This window comes from Roseateles sp. (assembly GCF_039929605.1).
Classification (GTDB): Bacteria; Pseudomonadota; Gammaproteobacteria; order Burkholderiales; family Burkholderiaceae_C; genus Pelomonas.
Map to the genome: position 1 here is coordinate 1 of NZ_JBDSQX010000150.1, position 9,442 is coordinate 9,442.

At 66.9% G+C, this 9,442-nt stretch carries 9 protein-coding genes; 2 read left to right on the top strand and 7 right to left on the bottom strand.

The window, feature by feature from the left end:
- The 7 genes from ABIS05_RS20470 to ABIS05_RS20500 all read right to left on the bottom strand — a co-directional run.
- Positions 1–293: dihydroxy-acid dehydratase (locus ABIS05_RS20470; RefSeq protein ID WP_348013488.1), on the bottom strand; the 293-nt coding region annotated here is incomplete at its 3' end.
- A 214-nt stretch (positions 294–507) separates the two neighbouring features.
- Positions 508–1,260 carry a family 43 glycosylhydrolase gene (locus ABIS05_RS20475; RefSeq protein ID WP_348013496.1) on the bottom strand — a complete coding sequence of 251 codons (753 nt, stop codon included), beginning with the start codon at positions 1,258–1,260 and terminating at the stop codon, positions 508–510.
- Positions 1,257–1,439: a hypothetical protein gene (locus ABIS05_RS20480; RefSeq protein WP_348013489.1), complete on the bottom strand. Its 183-nt coding sequence runs from the start codon at positions 1,437–1,439 to the stop codon at positions 1,257–1,259. The genes ABIS05_RS20475 and ABIS05_RS20480 overlap by 4 nt, the downstream gene beginning before the upstream one ends.
- 81 nt (positions 1,440–1,520) lie before the next feature.
- Complete coding sequence (locus ABIS05_RS20485; RefSeq protein ID WP_348013490.1) at positions 1,521–4,409, bottom strand: TonB-dependent receptor; 2,889 nt, start codon at positions 4,407–4,409, stop codon at positions 1,521–1,523.
- 292 nt (positions 4,410–4,701) lie between these two features.
- Positions 4,702–5,952: an AGE family epimerase/isomerase gene (locus ABIS05_RS20490; RefSeq protein ID WP_348013491.1), complete on the bottom strand. Its 1,251-nt coding sequence runs from the start codon at positions 5,950–5,952 to the stop codon at positions 4,702–4,704.
- Positions 5,942–6,175, bottom strand: coding sequence for a DUF2805 domain-containing protein (locus ABIS05_RS20495; RefSeq protein WP_348013492.1), 234 nt, complete (start codon positions 6,173–6,175; stop codon positions 5,942–5,944). The genes ABIS05_RS20490 and ABIS05_RS20495 overlap by 11 nt, the downstream gene beginning before the upstream one ends.
- A gap of 15 nt (positions 6,176–6,190) precedes the next feature.
- Positions 6,191–6,586, bottom strand: a complete 396-nt coding sequence (locus ABIS05_RS20500; RefSeq protein WP_348013493.1) for a DUF2177 family protein — start codon at positions 6,584–6,586, stop codon at positions 6,191–6,193.
- Between the two features lie 182 nt (positions 6,587–6,768).
- Here ABIS05_RS20500 and ABIS05_RS20505 point away from each other — a divergent pair, with 182 nt between their 5' ends.
- Both ABIS05_RS20505 and ABIS05_RS20510 read left to right on the top strand, forming a co-directional pair.
- Complete coding sequence (locus ABIS05_RS20505; RefSeq protein ID WP_348013494.1) at positions 6,769–7,581, top strand: alpha/beta fold hydrolase; 813 nt, start codon at positions 6,769–6,771, stop codon at positions 7,579–7,581.
- A complete protein-coding gene (locus ABIS05_RS20510; RefSeq protein WP_348013495.1) occupies positions 7,578–9,350 on the top strand; it encodes a RecQ family ATP-dependent DNA helicase in 1,773 nt (590 codons plus the stop codon). The genes ABIS05_RS20505 and ABIS05_RS20510 overlap by 4 nt, the downstream gene beginning before the upstream one ends.
- The last annotated feature ends 92 nt before the right edge of the window (positions 9,351–9,442 follow it).

Sequence of the window (9,442 nt, forward strand, 5' to 3'; positions counted from 1 at the left end):
GTGGGGCGCAGGTTGGACTCGCCGCTGGAGAACACCGGGAACTCGACCGGCCAGCCACCCGCTTCGATGATGCCGCGCTTGACGTGCTCGGCCAGCTTGCGGAAGTGGGCGTTGCAGGGCGTCAGCTCGCTCCAGGTGTTGCAGATGCCGATGATGGGCTTGCCGTTGAATTCATGGTCCGGGATGCCCTGGTTCTTCATCCAGGAGCGGTACATGAAACCGTTCTTGTCCTGGGTGCCAAACCATTCGGCTGAGCGCAGCTTGACCTTGCTCTTCTTGTCCTCAGTCGTCATGTCTTTGTCTCGGATGTTTCGTTCTGGCGGCGCGCAGGGTCTGCCGTGTGACTAAGCGGTGCGCCCGTTGGCTGCCGGGCTTGGGGCAGCTTGTAGCCCCCGAAGCCGTGCGCTTCGGCGGTCAGCCCAGTAAAACGATGCTAGGGGCCGGCGGAATTGCAATCCAATCAATTTCCACGGCGTACCGATGTTGTTTCCGGCATTGGTAGTGACCCTAGTCAAGCCGCGAGGGCGTGCCGAACAGCGGCATGCCCTCCGCGCTCCAGCGCATCGGCTTCACGAAAGTGTGCCGGTCCGGGTTCCACAGCGGGTCGCCAATGATCTCGGTGTAGGTGCGTGCGTGGTAGACCAACAGCACCTCGTCGGGGTTCTCACCCTGGGTGAAGCTGTTGTGCCCGGGGCCGAAGACGCTGTCCGCCGCCGCGCTGCGCATCACGGGTTCGGCGGACTTGTGCCAGCTCGCCGGGTCCAGCAGGTCGGCGTTCTCGTCGGCCCATAGCAGGCCCATGGCGTAGTTCTCGTCGGTGGCGCTGGCCGAGTAGCTGATGAAGACGCGGCCGTGGCGCTGCAGCACCGACGGGCCCTCGTTGACGAGAAAGCCCCGGCATTCCCAGTCGAACTCGGGCGTGCTCAACCGCACCGGCGCGCCGGCGAGCTGCCAGGGCGTCTTCATGGGCGCGATGTACAGGTTGGAGTTGCCGGCAATGGCCGGGTCCTTCTGCGCCCACAGGTAATAGAGCTGGCCGCGATGGGTGAAGGTCGTCGCGTCCAGGCAGAAGCTGTCCATGCCCGAGTCGACCTGGCCGAGGAACTCCCAATCGCCGCCTAGCGGGTCTTTCGCCATGTTGCGAATGGCGAACATGCGGTGCTGGAACATGCCTTGGTGATCCAGCGCACGGGTGGCGGCGGCGGCGAAGTAGACAACCCAGGCGCCGCCGTTGAAATGCAGCTCGGGCGCCCAGATCAGCTCGGACCACGGCCCCGTGTCCGGCTTGCGCTGGCTAGCCCTTCAATGGTCAGCGCGCGCCGCACCTCGATGCGGTCGTACTGCGGCACCGACGCGGTGAAGTAGTAGTAGCCGTCGGCATGGCGCGAGATGTGCGGATCGGCGCGCTGGCGGATCAGCGGCTGAAGCAGGTCTGACATGGGTACAGCTGAAAGCAAAAAGGGCGTTGCCCGGGAGGCCGGTGCAACGCCCGAACGAGCAGGGAGTTGAAGCCTCGCGGTTTACATCTTCCAGCGGAAGCCAACGGAGACGGCGCGGCCGATCTGGACCGTGCCGAAATTGGTCAACTCGGGGCTGCCCGCGTTGCCGAACTTGTAATACTGCTGCTGCATCTCATTGGTCAGGTTGACGCCACTGATGTCGAACGCCATACGGTCGTTGATGTTGTAGGTCAGCTGGAGGTCCACGCTCTTTTCCGGTTGGCGCCAGATGCCGATCGGGTTGGCAAACAGTGCAGCCTCGTTGGCGGCCAGGAAGCTGGAACGACGGACATACGACAGACGTGCGCCGAGGGGACCCTTTTCGTAGGCCAGCGTGGCATTCCACGACAGCTTGGACACGCCGAAGAACGGCGTCTCGAGCTGGGAGACGATCTCGCCGGCATCGTTGGCGGTCGGCACGTTCTGCGACGAGGTCAGGCGGGTCACGCTGCCCTGGAAGCCCAGGCCGTCCAGCAAGCTCGGCAAGCCCTTCGGGAAGTAGATCGCACCCAGTTCGAGGCCGCTGATCTTGCCGTTGGACGCATTGACCGGCGAGCTGATGACATAGTCATAGCCGTTCGCATGGCTGCCGCCCGAGGTCGAGTTGCGGAACGGGTCGTTGGCCGGATCGACGTGAACGCGGCGACGCAGGGGCACGACCAGGCCCTCGATCTTGCGTTGGAACAAGGTGCCGTAAAGCGCACTGTCCTTCTGGAAATACCACTCGCCCGTCAGGTCGAGGTTCTTGGAGCGCGTCGGCTCCAGGCCGGGGTTGCCGCCGCCGCCGCCGCCGTAGCCGACCTTGGAAAGATCGTCACTGAGTTGCAGGACCGGGTTCAGATCGCCAAAGCCCGGGCGGCGCAGCGTTTCGCCGTAGTTGAAGCGCACCAGAACATCCTTGACCGGCTCATAGCGCAGCGTCAGGCTGGGCAGGAACTTCTTGGCCGTTTTATCGCCGTTCGTCGGCGTCACCACCTTGGTGGTGGCATCGACGCTGTAGGCAGTCATGCCGGTCTTGACCTGCACATAGCGCACGCCGAAATTGGCGCGCAGTGGGCGGCCGAACAACTCGTGCTCTGCATCCGCCATCAGGAACAGATTGGTGGTGTCTTCCTTGACCTGGAAGGTCTTCTGCAGACTCAGCTTGTCGGTCGTCAGGAAATTCGCATCGACCGAGTTGTAGAGCTTGCGCCAGTCGTCGATGTTGTCGCGAATGTAGTAAGCATTCGGCTCCATCCAGGAGCGCGGGACGTCCGAGATGGCCGTGCCGAAATTCGAATTGACGTGCTGGTAGTTCGCATCCAGCGAGGCCAGGTTGCGGCCCAGGAAGGCCGATTGGCCCCGGTTGGCTTCCGACGCCTTGCGGCTGTCGAAGCGCACGCCGAAATGCAGCGTCTTCAGCGCACCCCAATCGGCGTCGTAGACGCCCGACAGGTTGGCCGTCGCAGCACTGCCTGCATTGCGGTTGGCGTTGTCGTAGAACTGCGCCACGTTCCATTTGGCGGCGTCTACCAATTCGGCATCGTCGTTGAAGTGGAAGCCCATGTTGCCGCCGCCGGCACTGAAGTCGACGTTGATCGACGGTGCAACGCGATCAAGCCGGGTGGCCATGAATTGAGTATTGAAAGTGCTTTTTTGGTACGACACATCCCCGTCCAGCTTCAAACGGTCACTGATATTCCACTTGCCGTTCAGGGCGTAGATATAGGAATCAGTTTTAGAGGTGGTGTAGTCGCCGCTGTTGAAGCCATAGACATCATTCACGGTCCGCGTCTTGATGACATTGGTTCCCGGGAATGTGCTGATCGAAGCAGCCGGGTTGCTGCCGAGACTCCCCCACCAGTCAACAAAGCTGAACAGCAGCTTGTTGAAGGTCTTGTTGCGATAACCGTTGTACATCGCTTCAAACGTGTAGACCGAATCCTCGTTCGGCTGCCACTGCAGGGCGAGATTGGCGGCCGGGCGCTCGCGCTGGCCCTGCACATCGCTCTGGAAGACGGCGTCACGTGCTAAGTAATAGGGAACGTTCTTGCCGTTGATGGCCAGGGTTGCGCCCTCCTGTTGCGACAGGCCGGCATAGGTGCCCGGCGTCCAGATCTGCTGATTGGGCGCACGTCCATCCGTGGGCTGAATCCGCTCCAACGGGGTCCAGCCGGCCGGCACTTCAGCGGCATTCGGGCTAGCGAACACCACCATGGCGCCCGGCGTCACGCTTTCATTGCGGTAGTCCGTCTTGACCATCGACAGATTGACCAGCGCACCGAATTCACCGGCGTCGGTTTTCCAGCGGTTGCTGCCCATCGCGCTCAGCTGGGGGTTCCACTTCTTCGCGGGGTCGAGATAGGTTTCCCGCGCCAACAGCGACAACTTCGCGCCCTTGAAATCGAACGGGCGCAGCGACTTGACGTCGATCTGGCCGGCAATGCCGTTTTCCAGCTGGCTGGCGTCGCGCGTCTTGTAGACGTCGATCTGGCGCACCAGCGTCGACGGAATGTCCTGGAGCGCAACCTGCGTACCGGACGCGGTGAAGATGTTGCGGCCATTCCAGGTGGTGGCCACGTCGGGCAAGCCGCGAATGGACAAGGTGCCGACTTCACCGCCAGCGCGGTTGGTGACCTGGATACCCGTCACACGCTGCAGCGCTTCGACGACGTTGTTGTCGGGCAGCTTGCCGATGTCTTCGGCGACGACCGATTCCACGACCTGGTCACTGGTGCGCTTGATCGCCAAGCTCTTCGTCAGGGATGCCCTGACGCCGGTGACGACCACCGTTTCCAGCTCGTTCTTGGCGGTTTCCTGGGCCACGGCGGCGGCGGACATGGCGGCCAGCGCGGCGGCGGCGGTCAGGCTGAGGGCAAAACGGGAGGAATAAGCATGCGCGCGCTGCGCCGCCAGGGCTGGTTTCTTCATCTTGTCTCCGGAATCGTTATTGGGGATCGGCCAACCTCTTCAGCCGTTCAGCGCCTCTGTAGCGGGCCTGTGGCGCTGGGGTCTCAATTCACTCTATGAGGCTCACCGATTCGAGACAAATCACATTTTTGGATTTCTCGATGCCCGTTTTCGCATCGACTCTCGGGGTAAGCACCGACTTTCCCAGGGCGGTGGCCGCGCAACGGCGCCTCGCGCGGCAGCGGCGAGGAACATTGAGTTTCAGCCGTTGTAGAGCCCGCGCAACAGTTCAGCGTGGCCACGGCCGCAACCACTACGCCGCAGCGGCGGCAAGCTGCAGCGCCACGCGATGCAGCGACACCATGTGATACGGGTCGGGCTGCTCGTCCTTGCAGCCGCCGCTCTTGCAAGGCAGCGCGTCGGCGGCGCGCCAGCTGCCGTGCTCGGCGTCCACCAGTTGGTCGCGCACGAGGCCCAGCGTCTGCTCGTAGCGGCGCCACAGGTCATTGCGCCCGCTGGCCGTGGCCGCCACGACGAGCGCACGCAGGCATTCGGCCTGTTGCCACCAGCCCTTGCTCATGTCGGTGCGCACGGCGTCGGGGAAGGCACGCCTGCCACAACCGCCGTCGTTGTCGTCGTAGCCCGCGCTCAGCGCGTAGGCCAGCACGCGCTCAGAGACTTGGGCATAGACCGGCGAGACGGCCGCGCCCGAGGCCAGCAGATGGCTCCACTCGAACTGATGGCCGAGGTCGATGTAGCCGCCGTCGCCCTTGGTCGGCAATGGCTTCCAGGTCTCGTCGTACCACTCGGGAATGCGCGCGCCGCCGCCCGCCGATTCAGCTTGGCCCTGCAGCAGCTGGTAGGCAGCGAAGTCGCCCAGCTGCCGTGCGCCGGCCTGCACAGACTTGTCGCCCGTCGCTTCATGCAGCGCCAGCAGGGCCTCGAACATGTGCATGACGGGGTTCTGCGTGCGGCCGGCGGGGATGGGCTTGAAGTCGCGCCCGCACTCGTTGACGAGGCCACCACGCGCGTCGAAAAAGCCCGCCTGGACAGCACGCCAGGCCTTGAGCGCTGCGTCGCGGTGGCGCGCGTCCTGGCCGGTGCGGTAGAGCTGGGCCAGCGCCAGTAACACGAAGGCATGGCCGTAGGCGCGCTTGATCGTGGCGCGCGGGCTGCCGTCGGGGGCCACAGTGTGGAAGAAGCCGCCATGCAGCGGGTCGCTGAAGTGCGCCAGCAGGAAGTCCGCACCACGCCGCGCGGCGTCGAGGTAGCGGGCGTCCTGCGTGAGCTCATGCCCCGCCGCGAAGGCGTAGACGAGTCGGGCCTGGCCGGTCAGCTCCAGCTCGGGCTGGGGTCGCGCCTGCCAGGCGCGGTTGAATGCCAGCTGGAAGCCGCCACCCGGCAGGGGCGCCTTCGCCAGCCAGCGCTGCAGCAGGGCGTCCAGGTCGGCACGGTGCCAGGCGGCATCGATGCGGCTGCGGGCCCGTGAGGCAGGGTCGCCGCAGGCGGCCAGCGTGGCCAGCAACGCCAGCACGGGCCGGCGCTGCAGCCCGTCAACGGCCATGCGGCCAGGTGGCCTTGCTCGCCGGCCCCTTGGCCTGTTTGCCGCGCGCCGCCCAGAGCTTGTAGGCGGCGGGCGTCAGCTGGCGCTTGAGCAGGGCCACCAGCTCGCCGTGGCCGATGCCGTGCTCGCGCAGCACCTTGCCATAGGGCGGCAGGTCGTCCCAGGCGGTGGCGATGACGCGTTGGATGTCTTCGGGGCTGAGTCGGGGTGCAGTTTTGGCCATGGTCGATTGTCGGCGTCAACTGAAACGCTGTGCCACCCAGGCTGCCGCCGCGCCCGCCGCCGTGCTCGCGAATGTGCCCCAAGCCGTGTCAGCCAGTGCCAGCTTCAGCGGCCATTGGCGCAGCGTGGCCGCGTTGGTGAGGTCGTAGACGCCGTAAGCCACCAGGCCCACCAGTGCCGCGCGCGCCACCTGCGTGGCGACCGGCTGGCCGGCCGGAAACAGCGCCAGCGCCACCAGTGCGGCCGGGTAGGCCAGGTAGAACACCAAGGCCGGCGCCCAGCGGATCTGCTCCGCCATCTGGGCGCCGATCTGCTCACGGTAGAAGTCCTTCGCGACCAGGCCGAGCCAGAGCGCGTCAAGCACCCCCATGACGATGAGGGCGGCGAGATAGGGTTTGATGGCCTGGCTCATGGCGGACGGAGTGTGCCGCGATCGCCGCGCCCGCCCTGTTAGGAGTTCACCCCAGAACGCCCTAAAACGCGGGCGGCGGCTTTTGTCCTACAGCGGCTGTCGCTGCAGGCTGGCATCCCACGCGATCACTGCACCGCAGCATCGAGCCATCCAAAAAGCAAACCGGCTCTGCCGACCAGGCCATGACAACCACGCTGCCTCTGAACGCCAAGACCGCAGTCCCCACGTACCCGGCGCCGCGCCGGCCCTCGCTGTCGTTGCTGGCCACCGAGCCGGCGCGTGCCACGATCGAGGCCCTCCAGGCGCTGAACCTCTGGCGCAAGACGCCCGAGCAGGTCGGCCAGGGCCGCACGGTGATGCTGTTCCCGGGCCTGGGCACCGACAGCCTGTCGCTGTGGCCGCTGCGCCGCCACCTGGAGCGCGCGGGCTTTCGCGCGCTGGACTGGGGCCAGGGCGTGAACCGCGGCCCCCAGGGCAACGTGGACGACTGGCTGGACAAGCTGGCCGAAGCCGTGCACGAGCGCATCGCGCCGGCCGACCAGGCCAGCCTGGTGGGCTGGAGCCTGGGCGGCTTCTACGCCCGCGAGCTGGCCAAGCGCCTGCCCGAGCGCGTGCCCCACGTCATCACCATCGGCACGCCCTTCAGCGGCGGCCCTGACGACACCAACGTCGGCTGGCTGTTCCGCCTGCTCAATGGCCGCCAGGCGCAGGATCACCACGCGATGCGCGAGCGCCTGGCCGAGCCGCCGCCAGTGCCGACCATCTCGCTGTACAGCCGCAACGATGGCGTCGTGTCCTGGGAGGCCTGCATGCACACCGCGCGCTGGCCGTTGGCACGCGACATCGAGGTGCAGGCCAGCCACATCGGCATGGGCTGGAGCCCCGAGGTGCTGACGCAGGTGACCAAGCTGCTGGCCATCCGCCGCAGATCAGCTTCAGCGGCCAGCGCGCCGGCAACGCCCACGGCCATGCAAGCCGCCAAGGCCACCTCGTGAGCGCCGCAGTGATGACCGCTGCGGGGCGCGTGCTGCACCACGCCGGCCCGCGCGAGGAAGTGCCTGCGCCACCGCCGGTGCCCGAGAAGCTGCCGCCGCGCGAGCCTGTGGTGCCCGTCAAGCTGCGCAGCACGCTCAAGCGCGTGTTCGGCCTGCGCTCGCTGCGGCCCGGGCAGGCCGAAGTCATCGCCCGCGTGCTGGCCGGGCAGAACACGCTGGCCGTCATGCCGACGGGTGCGGGCAAGTCGCTGTGCTACCAGCTGCCCGCCGTGCTGAGCGGGTCGCTGACAGTGGTCATCTCGCCGTTGATTGCGCTGATGAAGGACCAGTGCGACGCGCTGGCGGCGCGTGGCGTGGTGGCGCGGCAGCTGCATTCGGCGCTGGACGCGAACACGCGTCTGGAGGCCGAGGCGTTGCTCACGCGCGGCGCGGTGCGGGTGTTGTTCACGACACCCGAGCGCCTGGCCGACCCGCGCACCCAAGGCCTGCTGCAGGAGCAGCGCGTGGGCCTGCTCGTCGTGGACGAAGCGCACTGCATTGCGCAGTGGGGACACGACTTTCGCCCCGCCTTCAGCGCGCTACGCGACGCCCGCCGGGCACTGGGCCGGCCGCCCGTGCTGGCGTTGACGGCCACGGCCTCGGCACCCGTGCAGCGCGAGATCGCCGAAGCGCTCGGCATCCCGAGTGACGGCGTGCTCAGCCATGGCGTCTACCGGCCCAATCTACGCCTGGCCGTCGAGCTGCCGCAGACTGAAGAACAGCGCTGTGACTTCATCGTGCGCCGGCTGCAAGCATGCGAGGGCAGCGCCATCGTCTACTGCGCCACCGTGCGTGAAGCTACCGCGCTGCACCGCCGGCTGCGCGAGGCCGAGCTGCCCGTGGGCCTGTATCACGGCAAGCTGCCGGCCAGGGAACGCACGGCGGCGCAGGAAGCCTTCATGGCCGACGAGACCCGGCTCATGGTCGCGACCAACGCCTTCGGCATGGGCATCGACAAGCCCGACATCCGCCTTGTGCTGCATGCGCAGATGCCGGCATCCATCGAGGCCTATGTGCAGGAGTTCGGCCGTGCCGGCCGCGACGGCGAAGCGGCCGACTGCGTGCTGCTGTTTCGCGAGGGCGACCGCGCGCTGCAGCAGTTCTTTGCCGGCGGTCAGACGCCCTCCCGCGAGGAGCTGAGCACCGTCTGGCGGGCGCTGGCCAGCCAGACGCCGCAACGCGGCTGGTTGCCAGCGGCGTTGGCCGAGATGGTGAAGCTGCCGCAGCGCCGCCTGGAGCGGGTGCTGGCGGCACTGCGCTCGGTGCGCGCGTTGCGCGGCAGTGATGTCGACGGGCTGCGCCCGGCCACACGCCGCGCGGCCGATGCCGTCGTCTCGGATGCCCAAGCCGCATCGCTGCAGCGCCAGCAGAACGACCGCGATGGCCTGGCGGCCATGGTGCTCTATGCCAAGGCCGGCGGCTGCCGCTGGTCGAGCGTACTGGCCCACTTCGGCGATGTGCTGGACGACGACGCCGCGCGCTGCGGCCACTGCGACAGCTGCGAGCGTTTCACGCGGCTGATGGCGGCCGAGTGTTCTTCAGCACCCGAGGCCGCCGCAGCGCCCGCTGCGGCCGACGCACCCTTCAAGCCCGGCCAGCGCGTACGCGTGCGCCGCTTCGGCTGGGGCGACGTTCAGTCCAGCAGCGCCGAAGCCGTGCGCATCTTCTTCCCGCGCCACGGCCTGCGAGAGATCCACCCGGACTTCGTCCTGGCCACGGCAGGCCGTTAACCGCCGCGCGTCACGGGCATGCTGACCCGGTCGGCCGGGAGCTTCATGTGGCTGGCCAACTCCAGCTTGGCCAGCGAGTTGCGGTGCACTTC